Annotated in this window: 21 protein-coding genes; 10 read left to right on the forward strand and 11 right to left on the reverse strand. The window is 59.5% G+C overall.

Annotated elements, in window-relative coordinates:
- Nucleotides 1-68: 68 nt before the first annotated feature.
- Both OKW76_RS12175 and OKW76_RS12180 read left to right on the forward strand, forming a co-directional pair.
- The gene (locus OKW76_RS12175; RefSeq protein ID WP_265549145.1) at nucleotides 69-701 is read left to right on the forward strand and encodes a hypothetical protein; all 633 of its coding nucleotides are present in this window, start codon (nucleotides 69-71) and stop codon (nucleotides 699-701) included.
- 131 nt (nucleotides 702-832) lie between these two features.
- Nucleotides 833-3,361, forward strand: a complete 2,529-nt coding sequence (locus OKW76_RS12180) for a DEAD/DEAH box helicase (protein ID WP_265549146.1) — start codon at nucleotides 833-835, stop codon at nucleotides 3,359-3,361.
- 250 nt (nucleotides 3,362-3,611) lie between these two features.
- Here OKW76_RS12180 and OKW76_RS12185 read toward each other — a convergent pair whose 3' ends face one another.
- A complete protein-coding gene (locus OKW76_RS12185; protein ID WP_265549147.1) occupies nucleotides 3,612-3,890 on the reverse strand; it encodes a hypothetical protein in 279 nt (92 codons plus the stop codon).
- A 418-nt stretch (nucleotides 3,891-4,308) separates the two neighbouring features.
- On the opposite strand from OKW76_RS12185, the gene OKW76_RS12190 reads away from it, so the two are divergent.
- Entirely contained in the window at nucleotides 4,309-4,602 is a 294-nt protein-coding gene (locus OKW76_RS12190; protein ID WP_265552953.1) for an excalibur calcium-binding domain-containing protein, read from the forward strand.
- 24 nt (nucleotides 4,603-4,626) lie between these two features.
- Here the strand turns inward: OKW76_RS12190 and OKW76_RS16210 are convergent, their stop codons facing one another.
- From OKW76_RS16210 to OKW76_RS12215, 5 genes are all read right to left on the reverse strand, one after another.
- Complete coding sequence (locus OKW76_RS16210; protein WP_416221813.1) at nucleotides 4,627-4,812, reverse strand: DUF6961 family protein; 186 nt, start codon at nucleotides 4,810-4,812, stop codon at nucleotides 4,627-4,629.
- Complete coding sequence (locus OKW76_RS12195; RefSeq protein WP_265553091.1) at nucleotides 4,812-5,081, reverse strand: hypothetical protein; 270 nt, start codon at nucleotides 5,079-5,081, stop codon at nucleotides 4,812-4,814. Before OKW76_RS12195 ends, OKW76_RS16210 begins: the two co-directional genes overlap by 1 nt.
- A 465-nt stretch (nucleotides 5,082-5,546) precedes the next feature.
- Nucleotides 5,547-6,815, reverse strand: a complete 1,269-nt coding sequence (locus OKW76_RS12205) for a Y-family DNA polymerase (RefSeq protein ID WP_265549149.1) — start codon at nucleotides 6,813-6,815, stop codon at nucleotides 5,547-5,549.
- On the reverse strand, nucleotides 6,812-7,369 hold the full coding sequence (locus tag OKW76_RS12210) for a translesion error-prone DNA polymerase V autoproteolytic subunit (RefSeq protein ID WP_322740089.1): 558 nt from the start codon (nucleotides 7,367-7,369) through the stop codon (nucleotides 6,812-6,814). The genes OKW76_RS12205 and OKW76_RS12210 overlap by 4 nt, the downstream gene beginning before the upstream one ends.
- 89 nt (nucleotides 7,370-7,458) lie before the next feature.
- Nucleotides 7,459-7,692, reverse strand: a complete 234-nt coding sequence (locus OKW76_RS12215) for a hypothetical protein (protein WP_265549151.1) — start codon at nucleotides 7,690-7,692, stop codon at nucleotides 7,459-7,461.
- Between the two features lie 300 nt (nucleotides 7,693-7,992).
- Between OKW76_RS12215 and OKW76_RS12220 the strand changes: the two genes are divergently transcribed.
- Nucleotides 7,993-8,967 carry a glucokinase gene (locus OKW76_RS12220; RefSeq protein WP_265549152.1) on the forward strand — a complete coding sequence of 325 codons (975 nt, stop codon included), beginning with the start codon at nucleotides 7,993-7,995 and terminating at the stop codon, nucleotides 8,965-8,967.
- 512 nt (nucleotides 8,968-9,479) lie between these two features.
- On the opposite strand, the gene OKW76_RS12225 is transcribed toward OKW76_RS12220, so the two are convergent.
- Genes OKW76_RS12225 through OKW76_RS12240 form a run of 4 tightly spaced genes read right to left on the reverse strand, consistent with a single transcriptional unit; the run spans nucleotide 9,480 to nucleotide 12,237 of the window.
- Nucleotides 9,480-9,830, reverse strand: a complete 351-nt coding sequence (locus tag OKW76_RS12225; protein ID WP_265549153.1) for a RidA family protein — start codon at nucleotides 9,828-9,830, stop codon at nucleotides 9,480-9,482.
- Between the two features lie 21 nt (nucleotides 9,831-9,851).
- Entirely contained in the window at nucleotides 9,852-11,108 is a 1,257-nt protein-coding gene (locus OKW76_RS12230; RefSeq protein WP_265549154.1) for a D-amino acid dehydrogenase, read from the reverse strand.
- Complete coding sequence (locus OKW76_RS12235) at nucleotides 11,105-11,485, reverse strand: alanine racemase (RefSeq protein ID WP_265549155.1); 381 nt, start codon at nucleotides 11,483-11,485, stop codon at nucleotides 11,105-11,107. The genes OKW76_RS12230 and OKW76_RS12235 overlap by 4 nt, the downstream gene beginning before the upstream one ends.
- On the reverse strand, nucleotides 11,383-12,237 hold the full coding sequence (locus OKW76_RS12240) for an alanine racemase (protein ID WP_265549156.1): 855 nt from the start codon (nucleotides 12,235-12,237) through the stop codon (nucleotides 11,383-11,385). Before OKW76_RS12240 ends, OKW76_RS12235 begins: the two co-directional genes overlap by 103 nt.
- Nucleotides 12,238-12,360: 123 nt before the next feature.
- Between OKW76_RS12240 and OKW76_RS12245 the strand changes: the two genes are divergently transcribed.
- From OKW76_RS12245 to OKW76_RS12270, 6 genes are all read left to right on the forward strand, one after another.
- On the forward strand, nucleotides 12,361-12,810 hold the full coding sequence (locus OKW76_RS12245; protein ID WP_265549157.1) for an Lrp/AsnC family transcriptional regulator: 450 nt from the start codon (nucleotides 12,361-12,363) through the stop codon (nucleotides 12,808-12,810).
- A 301-nt stretch (nucleotides 12,811-13,111) separates the two neighbouring features.
- The gene (rnk, locus tag OKW76_RS12250) at nucleotides 13,112-13,531 is read left to right on the forward strand and encodes a nucleoside diphosphate kinase regulator (protein WP_265549158.1); all 420 of its coding nucleotides are present in this window, start codon (nucleotides 13,112-13,114) and stop codon (nucleotides 13,529-13,531) included.
- Nucleotides 13,532-13,956: 425 nt separating this feature from the next.
- A complete protein-coding gene (locus OKW76_RS12255; RefSeq protein ID WP_265549159.1) occupies nucleotides 13,957-14,262 on the forward strand; it encodes a hypothetical protein in 306 nt (101 codons plus the stop codon).
- A gap of 153 nt (nucleotides 14,263-14,415) precedes the next feature.
- On the forward strand, nucleotides 14,416-15,066 hold the full coding sequence (locus tag OKW76_RS12260) for a hypothetical protein (protein ID WP_265549160.1): 651 nt from the start codon (nucleotides 14,416-14,418) through the stop codon (nucleotides 15,064-15,066).
- A 12-nt stretch (nucleotides 15,067-15,078) separates the two neighbouring features.
- Entirely contained in the window at nucleotides 15,079-15,921 is an 843-nt protein-coding gene (locus OKW76_RS12265; RefSeq protein ID WP_265549161.1) for a uroporphyrinogen-III synthase, read from the forward strand.
- Between the two features lie 55 nt (nucleotides 15,922-15,976).
- Nucleotides 15,977-16,381 (forward strand): hypothetical protein, encoded by a 405-nt coding sequence (locus OKW76_RS12270; RefSeq protein WP_265549163.1) that lies wholly within the window; start codon nucleotides 15,977-15,979, stop codon nucleotides 16,379-16,381.
- 14 nt (nucleotides 16,382-16,395) lie between these two features.
- Here the strand turns inward: OKW76_RS12270 and OKW76_RS12275 are convergent, their stop codons facing one another.
- Nucleotides 16,396-17,994 carry an FMN-binding glutamate synthase family protein gene (locus OKW76_RS12275; protein WP_416221864.1) on the reverse strand — a complete coding sequence of 533 codons (1,599 nt, stop codon included), beginning with the start codon at nucleotides 17,992-17,994 and terminating at the stop codon, nucleotides 16,396-16,398.
- Between the last annotated feature and the right edge of the window lie 257 nt (nucleotides 17,995-18,251).

The following is an 18,251-nucleotide window of genomic DNA, read 5'->3' on the forward strand; positions in this document are numbered from 1 at the left end:
CCGCCAAGTCGATCTCGTCATACCGGATCCTGATGCGCGAAGAACTCCCGGGCCGCGGAGGCTAAGCCATGATCCCAGACCGGTTCGTCACCGAATATCCGGCGCGCTGCCTCAAGCTGCTCGCCGCGCTCGAGCTCAAGGCGAACGAGCTCGACCTCATCGGCACCTTCACCGTCCTTCTTGCCACCTCGATGCTCACCGTCCCATTCGAGCGGCTTAGGATCCACCATCCGCTGTTCCAAGACCCTGGCGGGCTCGCCGGCGCGTTGGCCGAAATGTTCAAGAGGCCATGGTGCGAGGCCGTGGTGTGCGCCGGCGCCTCACCCGCCGAATGGCGTTTCTCCCGCATAATGGGCGATCCGAACGAAGTCGGCGGCTGGCGCGATGAGGCGGGCCGCCCGTCAATGTCGGTGGAGGCCAACACCATCGCAAAGCGAACCTCGATGGATGTGGTGCGGGTGTTGCGGAACGCGCTAGCCCACGGCAACATCGTCTACCTCGATGAGGACGGGCGCGAGACTGCAGGCGCCCGCGTCGCCTTCCTGGGATTCCTCTCCCGATACGAAGAGAACCAGGAGCAGCGTGCGAGAGGTGAGACATATCGGCTCGTCGCTGTCCGCGAAACCCATCTCCTGCGGTTCATCAAGAACTGGGCCGGGTGGATCGCCCAATTTAACCCTGACGACGGCTTCAGGCACTAAACACCTAAGCGCCATCCACAACCCGATCCGACGCCGATCACTCGAACCCGACCGTTCGGCCACGGCCCCAGTTCCATCGCCGGCGATCAGTCCGTATCAAGGCCTCAAAGATAACAAAGGCGGCCCGTCAAATGGTAGATTTCAAGAAGTTGCAGGAAGCCAAGGCAAAGCCCAAGCCCAAGAATCCGCGCGACATCTTCAATGCATTGCCGAAGCCGCCCGGCATCAATGACCTCTATGCCAGCCAGGCGGAGGTGCTCGACGCATGGTACCCGCGCCGCGAGGAAAAGGACGTCGTCGTCAAGTTGCACACCGGCGGCGGAAAGACGCTGGTCGCATTGCTGATGGCCCAGTCCGTCATGAACGAAACCGGCGAACCGGTGATCTACTTGGCACCTACCAACCAGCTCGTCGCGCAGGTGCTCGCGAAAAGCACGGAATACGGCATTCGAGCTCTACCTTACACCAGCGGGGAGCCACTGCCCGCCGAATTCCACGACGGCAAGGCGATCCTAGTCGGCTCCTATGAAACTCTGTTTAACGGGCGCAGTAAGTTCGGCGTCCGTGGTTCGGGTCGAGAGGTCGTCAAGGCGGGCGCGATCATCCTCGACGACGCGCACGTTGCGCTGGCATCGGTGCGCGACGCATTCACTCTCGAAATCCAGCTCAAGCACCACAAAGACGTCTACACCGAACTGGCCGACCGCTTCCGGCCCGCGTTCAAAGACATCGGCCGCGCGGGCTCATTCGCCGACATCATCAACGGCAAGGAATACGGCGTCATCGAAGTGCCGAGCTGGGCATGGTACCGCCATCTTGAGGAGGTGCAGCAGTATCTGTCCGGCGAGGTCGACGACATCGACCGGTTCGTCTGGCCGTTCCTCCGCGACAACCTCGGCGTCTGCCACTGCCTCTTCAGCAAGACTTCCGTCAGCATCACGCCGATGTTCCCGCCTGTCGACATGCTGCCGACGTTCGAGGACTCCCCACGCCGGATCTACATGTCGGCGACGATCGCGGACGACAGCGAGATCGTCCGCACGTTCGGTGCATCCGCCGAAGCGATCGGCAAGCCGATAACGTCGACGTCCCTTGCCGGCGTTGGCGAGCGTATGATCCTCGTCCCCGGCCTTATGAAACTTGGTACGCCGATCACGCCCATGATCAAGGCAATGGCGACGAAACTGGCGGAGGCGAAGCGGGGCGTCGCGATCCTGACGCCCTCTGGCAAAGCAGCCAGGGGATGGGAGGACATCGCCGACTATCCCGAGACCACCGCCGCCGTGTCGGAGAAGGTCGCCGCGATGCAGGCGGGTGACACGTTCGGTCCGCTGGTGCTCGCGAACCGCTACGACGGCATCGACCTCGCGGGCAACGCTTGCCGCTTCCTGGTCATGGACGACCTGCCCCAGGGGACGACCAACTATGACGTCTACCGCATGAACGTCGTCGCTGACGCCGCCGTCAATTCACTGCTCGCCCAGCGGATCGAACAGGGCATCGGACGCGGCACCCGCGGCGGCGCCGACTATTGCGTGATCGTCCTCATCGGAACCAAGCTCGTCGGATGGATCGGGAAGACGAAGAACCTCGACTTCCTGACGGCCAGCACCCGGGTCCAGCTAAAGATGGGACAGGAGGTCAGCGAGGCGGTGACCACCCGCAAGGAAGTCAGGGAAACCGTCCTCAAGTGCCTGCAGCGCGATCCTGACTGGGTCAGCTACCACGCCTCCGAGCTTGCCGACGCGGCGCATGCGGCGCCGGTCGACCAGCTCGCGCTCAAGATCGCCGCCGCCGAGCGCAAGGCGTTCCGCCGGCAGCGCCTCGGGCAATACGAGAAAGCGCTCGCCGGCGTCGAGACGCTGATGACTGGCGAGGCGCTGAAGGGCGATCCGCAACGCCGCGCCTGGCTTGCCGCGTCGGCAGCGCGCATCGCCTATCAGATGGAGGACGAGAACAAGGGGCAGAAGCACCAGACGTCGGCCTTCTCGATCAACAACAACCACAGCCCGCCGCGCAAGCGACCCGTCTACGTGGTGCGTTCTGCACCGGGCAAGCAGGCCAACGCGATCGTGAAGCGGCTAATGGAATTCCACCAGCGAGCGGCAATCCTCTCGGTTTTCGACGACGCCATGAGCGACCTGGTGCCCGAAGCCTCGGCCGCCCGCTACGAAGAGGCGCTCGCAAAGCTCGGAGAGTTCCTCGGCTTCGATGCAGAACGGCCCGAGAAGGTCTATGACACCGGGCCTGACGTGCTCTGGCGAACAGATGCGAGCTTCGACTTCGTGATAGAGGCCAAGAGCGAAAAGGACGATGCCAATCCGCTTTATAAGAAGGACCACGCGCAGCTGCTCGAAGCCGAACACTGGTTCAAGCAGAACTATCCCGACCGGGACGCGGCTAGGGTCTCAGCGCTACCGGAGGCGATCGCCGACGAGAAAGCCACCCCGGCCGGCAGCTTCGCCTTTCGGCTCGCTGACGTCACCAAGGTGGTGGGCGCGCTCAAAGGCGTCTTTGTCGAGCTGATCGGAGCCTCCGGCGACCGCGGCGCGTTGCGGGAGCAGTGCGAGGCCGCGCTGACCAACGCCAAGCTCAAGCCAGCAGCGCTCCGCGACACCTACATGAAGCCGTTTGGCAAGGGGAGAACCAAAGCAGGCTAATGGCAAGACAAAGGCCTCCCGCTGGAGCGATTGGGAAAATGAAGCAACGACGGCTTTCGGGATCGCCGGCCCGCCCATCGAACGACCGTTATTGGGGCGCGTAGCTCCCGGTCGACCACGGCTTAACGAAGGGCCGCTTACGCCATCTCCGCGCCCGAAAGCGGCCGTTCCGTTCTCCACCCGAAGTCTGGCAATCCGTCAGTCGGGAAACTACGGAAATGGCGGCCAACCAATCCCCATTATTTTTCCGCTACAAGGTTCTGCATGGCAATTCTCTCCCGAATAGATTCATCGCATCGCTTCTAGGCTTGGCAGCGTCCTGCCGCTTATCAGCCAGCGTCGCCGACATCAGCAGCGACGGGGACGAAGCCACCATATCCAGTGCCTCATTGATCGGTGCTGACAGCCGGCGCGCTTTGTCTGCGTCGTGCAAAATCGTAGGCATGGCTTTCCCGCGGATCGGCTCGACCACTGCGTTCGGTTCGGTGGTGAGAAACGCGACATCGCCCCGTTCTCGGTTGGTCGCCATATCCCGGCAAACGAGAAGATCGGCCGCGACGGCACGTCGAACCACCGCCGAGGCCTCTTGCCGGTCGGCCCGGGCCCGTACTCGCTGAAAATTGTGACCGGCAACAAGCAGCGCCGCGCGGCGTTAGTCAGCGCGGATCGCCAGAACGCCAAATGCAGGTTGCGGACGTTAGTCACCTTGCGGTCGAGCATCCTCGGCTTGCAGGTGACCGGATCGATTCGCTTACCCGGCGCCTTGTGCGGGAACCCCACAGCATTGCCTCGAGCGCGACCACCTAGCCTCTGGATCGAGGCACGCGGCCCAATGGACCTACTTTTACCGTAACAAGCCGCCGGAAAGGATCTGGGGCCGCGGCGTGGACTCTGTGGGCCACTATGTTCATCATCGCAGTAAGGCGGGGGATATAGCTGTGTCGATCATGATCAAACTGCTTTCAGCCGCTATTGCGTTGATCGTGCCCGTCTCGGCATCAGTCGCCAGTCCGGGCGGGCTCAACGCCCAAGGTTGTCACACCGACAGAAAAGGCGGCACCGGTTACCATTGCCACACCCGACCTGCCGCTGCTCACGGGTTTGCTGCTTTGACCAAAGGAAGCGGAGCGTTCGCCAATTGCGCCGCTGCGCGCGCCGCCGGCGCTGCACCCGTTCGTGTCGGTGATCCGGGGTACAGCAGCCACCTAGATCGCAACGGCGACGGCATAGGCTGCGAGTAGCGAGCCTGGTCCTGCTTGGTCAGGCTACTGCGGACGCCCCGCCTGAAGCTGGTCGTAGCGCTCGGCGATCGCCTTCCAACGCTGCACGCCGGGACCGTCACCCGCCAACGCCAGTGCGGACATTCGTTCGGCTATGACTGCCGGGGCTCTGGGGCCGTGCTCACGTTCGAGATGCAGCGCTTCGGCCCAACGTTCAGCATCAGGGCTCATCAGGCAACGTCGCCGAGCTTCTCATTCAGCTCGTCCTCAATCGTTTTAGGTTCCGCCGCGATCATAATGGTTTTAAGGTCAGCGACGCTGAACCCGCTTTTCTCGTCGAGAATATCAGCGGGATTGAGGACGGCCGTAACTTTGGCGGCGCGCTCAAGGGCAGGCATAAAATCGTTCTTCGTCATGATGCTATCATACGATGCAAGCCGATCGCTGTGAACCGGTAGCGCGGCGGTCAGCACCGGTGCTGGCCCCAGTAGCGTGCCCATCGCAGCGCGGTGCCGCTAGCCGCCATTGCGCAGGATAAATCGCCGACCCGCGGCCCGCTGCACCAGGCCGCCGTGCGGCTACCCTTGCCGTTCCCAAGCGATCGACACGACAAGGCCGGCCCGGTGACCAGTATGTGGCCTTCTGGCGACCGTCCTAGGGGGCGACCGACCAGCCGAACCAACACGTCGCGCGCAGCCTCCGCCGACGCCGGCGGGCAAGGGTGATTGGCCTTACAGCTGCCGTCCATCTCGCGCGCAGCAATGCCGGCGAGGCGGATACGGGGCCCCTCGGCGCACCAAAGCGGACCGTCGCCATCCCAGACACGCACCGGGGTACAGATGAACGTTTTGCCGGCAGGTTCGACCTGAAGCGACGCCAGCAACAGCAACGGAAGGATCATTCAATTCTCACAGCTGGGGAAATGGGGTGCATTGTTTGGCGCGGGGCGGTGTCGTCGCGCTCGGTCAGGCTTTGACTCGTGGAACCTCGTCGATCCGAGTCGTCCAAGCCGGCGACCGCATTTCCGATCGTAGCCGCCATTGGCGCTTGAAGCCTTGCGACGCCGTTACCGCAGCGAACTTCCCGAACCGACCATTCACGTCGTCGAGCGCCCGCATGAGCCGGTCGCGGCGCCCGGTGTCGTCTTCGAACAGGGTGCGTGGTCGCATTTCTGCCAGCAGCAGATCGTCCAGCATGATGCCCGCCTTCGTATAGGCATAGCCATCACGCCAGGCACGGTCAGCGCACAGGCGGGCGGCCGCGATAAGCTCGAGGCTGTCGTTGGTCATCGGGTGCAGCGTGGTCGAACGGGACGCCGAATATTGCGGCCGATCGGGCTTGTGGCGGTTGGTGTGGAAGAACGCCGTGAAACGCGCGGCGACCAACCCGTGCTGGCGCAGCTTCTCGCCCGCCCGCATGGCATATTGCGACAGCGCCCCCATCATGCCGTCGAAGTCGGTTACCGGCGTTCCGAACGATCGGGTAACCGCCATGCCCTTTCGCTGGGGCGCGATCGTCTCGACCGCGCCCGACGGCACGCCGCGCAGTTCTGCAACCAGCCGCTCGAGCACGACGGTGCCCACAGCGCGTGCCTGCTTCATCGGCATGTCACGTAGCGCGCTCGCGGTGTGAATACCTAAGTCGGCCAGCTTTCGCGCCGTCGCTCCGCCAACGCCCCAAACGTCGCCGACGGGAAACTGCTGCATTACCTCGTGCCGAATGTCGGGAAGGCGAAGATCCGCCACGCCGTCGAAGGCGACGTTCTTCTTTGCAACAGCGTTCGCCAGCTTGGCGAGCGTCTTGGTGTCGGCGATGCCCACACAGGTCGGTATCGTCGTCCACCGCTGAACCTGACGGCGCAGCGCATGTGCATGGTCGACCAGGTCGCGATCTTCGAAGCCAGCAAGATCCAGAAACGTTTCGTCGATCGAGTATATCTCGAAGTCGCGGGCGAACGCTTGGCACGCGGCGACCACCCGCCGCTGCATATCCCCGTACAGCGTGTAGTTCGACGATCGCACCTGGATGCCGTGCTGCCGAATCAGATCGCGCAGGTGATGGGCCGGGTCGCCCATCTTGATGCCGAGCGCTTTCGCCTCCGCTGACCGAGCGATTGCGCAGCCGTCGTTGTTCGACAGCACGATGACCGGCACACCGACCAAACTCGAATCAAAAGCCCGCTCGCAGCTGACATAATAGTTGTTACAGTCGATCAACGCGATCGGCGTCGTCATAACACCCTGCGCGCCACTCCCACGACCACTCCCCAGATCTCGACATACTCGTCGACCAGGATGTGCGGGAAGCCCTCGGCCTCGGGCACGAGCCAGTGCCGTCCATCGAGATGCTTCAGTCTTTTCAACGTCCGATCCCCATGCACCAGTGCGACGACGATGGATCCCGACCGCGGGCGCTTGGCGCGATTAACGACGATCAGGTCGCCGTCGTTGATCCCGGCACCGGCCATCGAGCCGCCATCGACGCGCATGATGTAACTGGCGGCCGGGTGCTCGACCAGATAGGCGCCCAGATCGATCGGCTCTTCCATGTCGTCCTGTGCGGGCGACGGGAATCCAGCGGGCGTTCGGGCTAGAAAGAACGGTGCCTCGCGCGGTACCAGCTCATAAGGAACATCATGCAGTCGTAGTGTGAGCATCGCTCGCGTCCCGAATCGTCTAGCGACCCGCATAGCGCGAACAGGAACATTAGGTGAACATAAAAGCTGATAGGTGCGTGGAAGGTATGTGTGCACCTTGCCCGGTCGAGGGTGGGTGTTTTGGTCACACATGCCAGCCTACAGCGCGGCGTCGCCCCGGCAGCGAACAGCAACCCGTCGGGGCGACCACCTTCGCGCATCCGGCCTTATCTATGTCGGCACTAATAGGCAGGAGAAGTCCCGGCCTTCGACGGAAAGGGCAGAACCACGCTCGGTGGCACGAATTCCCTTCCTGTTGATCGAACGAAGTCGGGTTCGTTCAAGGCGTCGAAGAGCATTGCCTGCAGAGCGCTCAGGTCGAGGGCCCCCGCCAGGCGGGCACTGGCTTCCAACGACGATACTAGATGGTCAAATAGTTGATCAGCCACAGCATCAGATACATCGAGCATCATCATCCAATCGGTGTACGCGGGCCAATACGCGCCCCATTGCGATCGCTGAATAGGCAACAGCCGCTACCGACAATCGATGTTCGATCAAAGGACGGTCCCCAGCGGTGAGCTTTTGCGGATGGTACGGTCGCGTGCTCTCCTGCACGCGTCGCATCACTTTCGTTATCGCTGACCGCCGGTTCAGTCTGATTGATTGAGTTTTGCAGTTATCACTTTCGCATCGACACGATATGCTTTGTCGTTCGCATCCGGCTATGGTCCTCAATAAGCCCGAAAAACGGTGCTGGAATCGGGACAGGACTGATGGCGGCTACTGATGAACCTGCGATTTTAGGCACGATTGGGCGCAAGCGGCTTTGTTTCGCACTGTCGGGTATCGACGGGCTGCTACAGACCAGCACGATTCGTACCTATGACGTAGGTACGACGACCGGTGTGTCCGCCGCGTTGATGAGCTTTCAGCGTGATATCGGCTTAGCAAACCTGCCGCGGCGTTCGGCGATTGCAGTCGCTGGTCTCGCTCGCGGTGACGCAATTTCTATCACTCATACCCGCTGGTTTTTGTCGCGTTCTGGACTGAACGCAATGCTCGGGCAGCCACCCCTGATCCTGAACGATTTCGCAGCGGAAGCTTGGGGCATGTGCAGCGCAGGTGCGCGTATGCAGGAGTCATTCGGCGGCGATGCAAAGCCGAATCTGCAAACGCCTGGGTGCTATGTCGTGCTGGGGATCACATCAGGCCTGGGCGTCGCGGTTCTGAATCGAAGCCAGACGGGCACCGTCACCGTGCTGCCGACTGAAGCCGGGCATAGCGCGTTCGCTGCGGTTAGCGAGGAACTAGCGCAGCTCGTCAGCGATCTGACTGCCAACCGACATCCGGCTGCGACTGAGGAAATCGTATCGGCACCCGGCCTACTGAGCATCTATAATCTTATTGCCAAACGCCGAGGAGCCAGCCCTCGGGCAAGAACACCAGAAGACATCACCCGAACGGTTCAATCGGACCCGATCGCACGCGCTGCCTGCGAGATGCTAAGCCGAGCATTCTGGGCACAGGCTGGCAATCTCGTGATGACGTTTGGCGCCTGGGACGGCGTGATCGTAACTGGAAAGCTTGCAACCGCGATGCGCCCAATTTTGGCTCAAGCCTCAGCTCAAGCGCTATTTGCGGTATCCGCAAAGCATCGACGGGTCCTGGAGGGGGTGCCACGAACGTTGATCACGCTGGAACATGCCGAACTGGTCGGTGTGGCGGAAGCTTTACGAGGAGCCAGTTAGCGCAAAAATATCCCGTTGCTGTGCCCATAGGACCGAGCGTCGCGAGGCACTCCATGCGGTCGGCGCGAAGCTGCGTTGTCGGTAAGGCTCCTGGATGTAAAGGGTTTAACCGGCCCGGCATGTGTTGCGATGAAGTATCGACCCAAGCCTTGGGCTGGCGGCTATTCGAACTGGCCCTGAATAATCGCCGTATCCCCAACCGGGAGCGTACTTTGCACAAGCGCGCGGATCGCCTGCAGCTTGGGCGGTCGCCGCTTCTGCTGCTCGATCCATGCGTCAGGCTTAGCAAGCTGTGCGGGATGCAGTCGAACCGTTACCGGCTTCCCATTGACCCAAAGCCGTCCGCCCGCTTTCTTTGTGAGCGTGGTTTGCCAGCTAGGCTTTCGGCGAGTCAGGGACCGCCGGGCGCTTACCAAACTGGTATTCGCCCGGGCCCTAAAGCGACGACTATTCGGCATCACACAATGTGATGACCCTTCCGGCTTTATTGTGATTCAGCATTAAGCTTCGGCCTATTCCGGTAGGGCAGCAGTAACAACGATTTCAACCTTGTACGCCGGCGTCGCCAACCGAACCTCCCCTGTGGCCCTCGCCGGTGCGTTTTTCGTATCAACCCACTCGTCCCATACGGCGTTCATGGCTTCGAAATCAGCCATGTCGGCAAGCCAAATCGTAGCCTGAAGAATGTGTGCTCGGTCTGTACCTGCTTGTGCAAGAAGGTGATCGATAGACTGGAGTACCGCGCGGGTTTGAGTGCCGGCGTCTTCGCCGGGTGCACCGATCTGACCCGCTAGATACACGATGCCGCCGTGGACCACGGCTTGGCTCATTCGAGGTCCGTTCTCAATGCGCATTATAGCCATTCTATAACTCCTTAGTGTTAATCACCGACCATACCGGTCGAGTTCCAGTCCTGTGATGTCGATCGGGGGTTCTTGGCCGCCGATTATGGCAGCCATTACCGCTGCCGATCCACACGCCATCGTCCAGCCGAGTGTTCCGTGTCCTGTGTTGAGGAATAGGTTGGAAAGCCGTGTCCGACCTATAATGGGAGGGCCGTCTGGCGTCATTGGTCGCAGACCGCTCCAAAATCCCGTGTGTAGAGCGGCGCTCGCTCCAGGGAATAGATCATGGAGACTATGCAATAAAGTAGCCTCGCGCCGCTTGGGCAGCGTTGTATCGAACCCGGATATCTCCGCCATGCCCCCGACACGTATCCGATCGCCTAAGCGGGTTATTGCAATTTTATAGGTCTCATCCAGAATAGTAGACGTTGGTGCCCGGCTTTGATCGGTCACCGGAACAGTGATAGAGTAGCCTTTGACTGGATACACAGGGATTTGGATGCCGAGCGGTCTGGCCAAAGCGACAGAGTAGCTCCCTAAGGCAAGAACATACGCATCCGCAGTTATTCTCCCACGATCGGTACGAACCGCAGCAATTTCATTTCCCGACATTTCGAGCGCTTCGACGGTCGTCGAGAAGCGAAAATCCACGCCTTCGGTTCGAAGGCGTTCGGTCAGCCGGACAGTGAATAGGTGGCAGTCGCCGGTTTCGTCGTTCGGCAATCCGAGTCCGCCCTCAAATTGGTGGCGGGACGCGGCGAGGCCGGGTTCAGCTCGAACGCAGTCATCTCGGTCGAGCAATTCGAAAGGAACGCCGTAGGCTCGAAGAACCGCAACATCCTTCCCGCTCGCGTCCAGCTGCTTTCTTGTCCGGAAAAGCTGCAGAGTGCCCTGGGTTCGCTGGTCGTACTGGATGCCCAAATCGGCGCGCAGAGAGATGAGTTCATCCCGACTGAATTCTGCGAGGCGCACCATGCGGCTTTTATTGATCGCATAGCGGGCTTCCGTGCAGTTTCGAAGCATCGCGGACAGCCAGCGCAACATCGAAATGTCGAACTTTGGCCGGACGATTAAAGGGGCATGACGCATGGCAAGCCAACGCATCGCCTTTAGGGGAATGCCGGGCCCGGCCCATGGGGACGCATAGCCTGGAGAAATTTCTCCTGCGTTCGCGAAGCTGGTCTCCAGCCCAGCACCCGGCTGGCGATCGACGACCACGACTTCATGACCTGCACTTCGAAGATAGTGTGCGGTCGAGACGCCGATAACGCCGGCACCTAGGACGACGACCTTCATATCGCGGTTCCCCGTTCCGCTCGTACGGTTTGCCCGTTCTCGATGTAGAAGCGTGCGTGCCTGCGGCCCAAGCGCGTTAAGATCTCGTAGGGTATCGTGCCTGCATCCGCCGCGACGTCGTCTAGCGTTTGGTTAGGCCCAATCAGGCTCACGAAGTCGTTTTCGCGGAGGGATCCGGGAGGCATTGCGGTTACGTCAACCGTCATGCTGTCCATCGATAGCCGTCCGACAATCGGAAGGCGGATATCGCCACACCAAGCTGCGCCGGTGTTGCTCAAGCTGCGCGGCCAGCCATCACCGTACCCGATCGCCAGTGTTGCCAAACGACGCAGATCCGGCGCCTGATAGGTGAGGCCGTAGCCGACGCCCGATCCCATTTCAGCTCACGGATTTGCAGCACCCGGACCGTGAGCTTGATCACTGGAGATATCTTTGGGCACGGATTTGGCGGGGGTAGCCCGTACAGGCCGATGCCGGCCCGGGAAATTTCTAGGTGATAGTCGCTCGATAGCCCTATCGCGCAGCTATTTGCTATTGAGCGCGGCACGGTAGGAAGCAATCTGGCTAGGTCATGGAATTCACGAAGTTGCCGGGCATTTACGGGTGAACCCGGGTCGTCCGCGCATGCCAGATGGGTCATAATAAGGCGCAGTTGTACGTCATCAAAAAGAGAGGCGTCCTCCGCCAGCGCCTGCAACTGCAACGCAGATAGCCCTAGGCGAGACATGCCGGTGTCTACCTGAAGGGCGGCTGGAAGCGCGGTGTTCCGCGCGCGAGCTAGCGAACGCCAATGCTGAACCTGGGATTCGGAATTAAGCACCGGAACAAAGCCAGAATCTGCACAGATATTCTCGCTGCCAGGGTCTAGCCCATTGAGAATGATAATCGAAGCGTTCGTCGGCAGCGACCCATGAACCTCCATCGCTTCGCACAGCTGAGCGACGAAAAATATGCGGCATCCTTCATTGTACAGAGCCTTGGCGACATCGGGCGCTCCAAGGCCGTACGCATCAGCCTTCACCACTGCGGCGCAGTCCGACGCTGCTACATGGCGCTGGATTGACCTATAATTTGCGCGAATCGCGTCCAGATCGATGACTAGTTCGCTCGAATAGCTGTGACAGTCCAACGTAGCCCTGAAACTTCTCCCTCAACATGATGGGCGAAGCCTGTGAGCATTTGCGACTGGTTCTGAGTCAGAAAATGCTATCGGTTGGGATAAACGGCAGGATCTGCGATGCGAAGGAAGAACGTGCTAAACACCCTTGATGCTCTTGATCGGCGGATCGTGAACCAGATGCGCTTGAATGCGCGCATCACAAACAGCGCTCTAGCCCGGGAAGTCGGTCTTTCGGAATCAGCCTGTTTAAGGCGTTTGAAGCTTCTTGAACGATCAAGAGTCATCCGAGGGTATACGGCCATCATTTCAGGGGGAGATCCTGATGAAGGCACGGTGGCTATTGTGCAGGTCGAGTTAGAACGACAGAGCGAGGAGTATCTCGCCCGTTTTGAAGCGGCGATGCGAAAGCACTCAGAGATACGTGCTTGGTATTTGCTTACTGGCGCTGGAGACTATTTGCTGCGACTCGAGGTGGCAGGCATGGAGGATTACGCGAATTTTCATCGCGACGTCCTTTCCCGGTTGCCGGGCGTCACTCGTATCACGTCCAGCTTTGCAATGCGCAGTCATCGTAAGGCCTGACCGTGTGGCCCCTTCAGGTACTCCAACCCGTACCGGGGTCAGACGACGTTCGGCCAACGGCGCTTTGTGCCACCGGCGACATTATGACCGACGTGTTTGACACGGGCAGCTCCGAGGCACATCTTAGGAGGATGCAGATTCGCAGTTCTCATTTTCGAAGCCTCCTTCGTGCGGGGCGACTCGTCGCGGGCGTTTAGCCCCAGGCTCTCCTACGGCATGTCCCGAAGAGCTTGGGGCATTCGTATTGATCAGACCAGCCCGGTTGCCGGATCGGCGGGGGCGGTAGCCTTAGGAGATGAAGATGAGCACGACCAAATCCGCCGCAACACGGCCCCAAATTCATATGATTGAGGAAGAGGCCGATAACCTCTCCGACCTGGCGCTTACTATGCAGAGCCGGTTTCCACAGGTTAGCGAGCTGCTCATCCGGGAGACGTCGCGGGCAAAGCTGCATACAGCAGCGAGCATACCACCGGACGTCGTCACCATGCAGTCATTCGTTGAATTCGTGGATGAGGGGGCTGGGACCCGTCGGACGGTTCAGCTCGTCTTTCCGCCGGACGCAGACATTTCTGCGGGACGGATATCAATCCTTACGCCCGTCGGCGCCGGGCTGATCGGCCTGCGTGAGGGGCAATCGATTCTTTGGCCCGACCGGGAGGGCCATGAACGCAAATTGGTGATTGTTAAGGTCGAGCAGCGGGTAATGCGCGCCGCCTAAGGCAGGATGCGTTCAACAAAGAAGCAGAACTATTGGCTGCGAGCAGGCGCATGCGCGCTTGCTCGTAACCCTTTTGCTGCGGAAGTGATTCTAGCACTTCGACAACAAGCCTTTCCCCGGCGTCGCCCTTGGCACACCGGATCACCCGTTTCGTCGAATGCCAGGCAGCAGGCGAAAGAAATCTAGCGGGGTTGCTCGAAAGATAACCTTCGCGCCCTACGGCTTGACAGCCTGTCGCTATATGGCCATCTAAGGCTCATGTATGCATTCGCTACATTTTTGCGCTTCCGCGACCACGCCGGCCAACTCGCCGCACGTAAATAGCCCGAGTTCGGCGGCTTGCCGATCGGGCTCGGGGCTTATTCGACTTAATCTTTAAAGAGCGTTCAAGGCGCTCGTGATCTCGAATATGCGGAAGATTTTTAATGTTGGATCCGAAGTCTGAAACGGCGAATCGCCGTTCGGAAACGTTCGTCTTGCTCGATAGCGATGCGGGTATAAACCGGACGCTGGTAATGCGGCCAAAAAGCTTTTTCTCAAATGAATACCAATTGGAATTTGAAGATGCTGAGTCGAATGGCGTGACTGTTCAGTCAGAACTTCCCCGCTTGGCTCGCGAAGACGAGATTTATTTTAAGCCAACCGGCTTCATCGATCTGCAAACGCTACTGCTGATTTTTTTCGTCGGCATACCAATCCTCGTATACGGCGTACTGTCGTTTCCTGGGTAGGCGCCGCGGAAAGATCGCTGGTGCAGTCACCCGGGCGCACTCCGGGTCCAAGCTCTGAATTGCGCCAACTGCGCAGCGGCCTTCCCACTTAAAGCGCCTTCGACGGCGCATAAGCGTGAAGGCCGCTTCAGCCCGGTGGGGCGGAGAATTGATATGAATCGATTGGCGGTCGAAGCCGTGAATCGCGTGGTCGGTGTTGCGGTTCGAGTTCGAGGAAGCGTGAGCTGTCTTCGCGCAAACGCTGCGCTCAAAACCATGGACGGCAGAACCTTCCGACAAGCCGGTGCGCGAACGAACGGCAACTCGCTATTATTCAACGTTACTCGGATGACAAACGGCAGCGAAACCGAAGTCGCGGCAGCCCATTCGATTTGCCCGTCGTCCATCGATGCTTTAATCGGCATCTGGTTGGCTCTGCACAAAGGGCTGGATATCCAGATCGACGCTGCGGAGGCGCGTTACCTCAGCAGTCTCGTTCTAGAGATAGAAGATGACCTTCTGTCACGATTGCTCAGTGCCAAGCTTGGCATAGCTCGCGTTCCAAATCGCGGCTCCATTCGCGGCCTTGCACGCCCTGGCTCCGAAATATGGTACTTCACCGAAGAAAAAACCCGGAAAGCTCGGCTTGTTCACGGCTTCACGGCAGGTGACGGCCTGCTGGGTGTTGGAACTAGATTAGGCACCGCGTTGCTAGGATTGCGGGCGGGGCAGACGGTTCTGTGGCCGAATGATGATGGTCGGTTGGTGGAAGTACACCTGTTGAGGGTGACGACGATCTCGGAACGAGTACGCCGTCATGCGTAATTTGGTGCAGCCATGCTGATCTGGGTAACCCGAACGGCTCCGCAAAACCGCGCAACTGCGAAGCGGCTAGTAGCGCTGGGGCACCAAGTGTTGGTGGCTCCCGTTCTCGCAGTGCGTGGCGTGAAGGCTAACCCTTTGCGTTCTGCTCCCGACGCTATCGTATTCACCAGCGTGAATGGTGTTGCACATCACAGCGTGGATCTCGCGTTGGTGTCACGGCCCGTGTTCGCCGTCGGAACCAGTACGGCTGAGGCCGCGATGCGAGCAGGTTATCTCCATGTTTGCTCGGCCGACGGCGATGTCACCGACTTGCAGCGCCTCATTCTCGACAGGCTCCCGCCGCCGGCCCGTATCGTACATTTCGGGGCCGAGGAGTTGGCGGGCGATATGAAAGGTTTCCTGGCGAGGGGCGGATATTCGGTGAATCATCAGGTTGTATATTCGTCGTACACATCACCCGCCTCGTCATTTTTGGATATTCGCAAACGGTTCGACGCAGTGGACGGGATTGTAATTCATTCGCCCCGCGCAGCCCACCAAGTAGCAGTCATTCTTACAGGCACTGGGTGGGCAGGGCGGGCTTGGTGCATCTCCGCAGCCTGCGCGCACGAGCTGGCGGATCTTACCCATTTAAAATCGCTGATCGCGCGAAGGCCGACTGAAGAAGACCTGATTAAACTGATCCATTGGCATGGCGTCGTGCCGCTCAGGGCGCCGCTAGCGATAGGCCGCGATCACAACGAGATCCGCAGGAACCTCGACGCGGCGCCGGAGATGTCGGCGAACGATAATGCTGATCCGTCGGTGCCACCCTCGAATGGCGGCACCAACGATTTTGATCCGCCCGCGGCATAAGTCGGGATCGCATAGGTGCATAAATGGCCGTTATTAACGTCATGATGAAAATAGCATGAAACAGTATCTACTATTGGTTAGCATTTTCGCGGTTGGCGGGTGCAATATCCATCCGGGCGCATGCGGAAACATGACCTTTCAAGAGGCAAGCCCTGTTGAAGTACATGACGTGCTCGGACTAGCCGAGAAAGAGATATTACGTGCTGATTTGATTGATTTGGCCGGGACGAAGCTAGGCGATGTCGAGGGCATTGTGCCTGATGCAGACGGTGCCGCTGCATTTCTTCTTATTAAGGTATCCGGTATATTGGCAAACCACTATGTCCATGTACCCGTCGAAGGACTGAAGTCAGTCGGTGAAGAATATGGCAATAGCTTTCAGACATCTTTGACCAGAGACCAAATCATGGCATTGGAGAAAGTGCTGGCCAGCTGGCACCTTCAATCGGCGTCGCGGTAGGCATTGGGAACCGTTTAATTTGGCAACTCGAAACTTTCTGCACGAGCGAGACGCCATGCGGCACTATAAAAATCTCGGTTATGCGCCCCTCTAAGCAACTCGCCATCTTCGAGAAAGATGTGGAGCTGAGAGAATAGGCGTATGTCGGTCAGGGAAACGCGCCGTACCAAGTGGTGAGGGCCCAACTGGGAAGGATGATCAAGGCCAGCAGCCGCCGTCATCTCCGCCAAGGCCTTCATGGTATTGCGATGAAAGTTATGTACCCGTTCCGATTTATCTGCGACGACCAGTGCCCGTTGCCGCATCGGGTCTTGGGTGGCAACACCCACTGGACAGCGGTTGGTGTGGCATGTCAGCGACTGGATGCATCCCAACGCAAACATGAAACCGCGTCCCGCGTTGGTCCAATCGGCCCCTAGCGCAAGAACCGCAGCTATATCGAACGCGCTGACAATTTTTCCCGCAGCGCCAATTTTGATCTGGTTGCGAAGATTTGCACCAACAAGGGTGTTATGAACGAACAGAAGGCTTTCGCGCATGGGCATGCCAAGGTTGTCTGCGAATTCCACTGGTGCGGCTCCTGTACCGCCCTCCGCTCCATCGACGACAATGAAGTCCGGCACGATGCCGGTTTCGAGCATAGCCTTGACCATGCCCATAAACTCCCACGGTTGGCCCACGCAAAGTTTTAGGCCTACCGGTTTTCCGCCGGAAAGGCGCCGGAGTTCCCCTAGGAATTGCATAAGTTCGATCGGGGTCGAGAATTCACGGTGTCTAGAAGGCGAGATGCAGTCGACGCCGACCGGCACGTCTCGGGTTGCCGCTATTTCAGGCGTCACCTTCTCGCCGGGCAAAATGCCGCCATGGCCTGGCTTTGCCCCTTGGCTAAGCTTCAGTTCGATCATTTTGATCTGGGGATCAGCAGCCTGATCCGCAAACCGGATCGGATCGAATCTTCCGTCGGCGGTTCGGCAGCCAAAGTAGCCGCTGCCTATTTCCCAAATCAGGTCGCCTCCGTGAACACGGTGGTACGGACTGATGCTGCCTTCACCTGTGTCGTGTGCAAAGCCGCCCAGCCGGGCTCCGTGGTTAAGCGCTAAGATGGCATTTGCGCTCAGGGAGCCAAAGCTCATGGCAGAGATGTTAAAAATGGAGGCCATGTAGGCAGTGGTGCCATTCTTGCCACCAATCGGAATGCGGAACGTGGCCGGGTCGGCTACCGGAGCTGGCCGGGTAGAGTGCGCAATGAACTCATATCCATTCTCGTAGACATCGACGAGGGTCCCAAAGGCGCGATCGCTGCTCTCGTTCTTAGCCCGCGCATAAACAAGCGATCTCTGGCTGCGCGAGAATGGCGTCTTTTCGTGATCATTCTCTATCAGGTATTGGCGGATTTCCGGCCGTATCTCCTCGAAAAACCATCGCAGGCGCCCAAGGATAGGATAGTTGCGCCGCACAGAGTGGACGGGTTGGGCCAAGTCGTACAATCCGACGGTCGACAAAGCGGTGCCTGCGAAAAAGAAGAGAATGGCCCACGCGTTTGGGAGGTAAAAGCTGGCAACAGCAATAAGCGCGAGGCTTAACGCCAACGCGGTGAACCGGGTAAAAAACAAAATTATCTCCAGGTGCAGGGCGAAGCCGGATGCAGCAGCAATGGCGGCTGACCGGCGAAGATGCATTCATCAAGGCGACGCTACACGCATCGCGGGCCTAGGTCGTTTGACGACCTAGGGGTGCAGGCGTGCCGTACTGCTGCCGGACGGTACAGCAGCGCCTAGTGATGATGCGGCCATGTGCATAATAGTATGATGAGCCTGCCGAGCTCCATATTCAAGGCATGGATTGCAGGCGGCGAAAATCGCCGAACCCT

This window comes from Sphingomonas sp. S1-29 (assembly GCF_026167545.1).
Lineage (GTDB): Bacteria > Pseudomonadota > Alphaproteobacteria > Sphingomonadales > Sphingomonadaceae > Sphingomonas.